At 68.7% G+C, this 323-nt stretch carries 1 protein-coding gene; it reads left to right on the forward strand.

The window, feature by feature from the left end:
* A partial coding sequence (locus KBI52_RS00545; RefSeq protein ID WP_210804754.1) for an ATP-binding cassette domain-containing protein occupies window positions 1-323 on the forward strand: 323 nt, incomplete at both ends.

Raw genomic sequence — 323 nt, forward strand, 5'->3', positions numbered from 1 at the left:
ATGCTCGGCCTGATCCGGCCCACCAGCGGCAGCATCGCCGTTCTTGGTGATGATCCGGCCGCAGGCGAGTTCGAGGCCCGGCGGCGGCTGGGCTATCTACCCGAGAACGTCTCGTTCAATGCAGCCCTGACAGGACAGGAAACGCTCGCGTTCTACGCCCGTCTCAAGCGCGAGCCCACCAAGACCGTTGCGCCGCTTCTCGACCGCGTCGGCCTCACCCATGCCGCCAACCGGCGCGTCGGCACGTACTCCAAGGGCATGCGCCAGCGCCTCGGCCTCGCCCAGGCGCTGCTTGGCGAGCCTCGCGTGCTCCTGCTCGACGA

The organism is Microvirga sp. HBU67558, from assembly GCF_018069605.1.
GTDB classification, from domain to species: domain Bacteria; phylum Pseudomonadota; class Alphaproteobacteria; order Rhizobiales; family Beijerinckiaceae; genus Microvirga; species Microvirga terrae.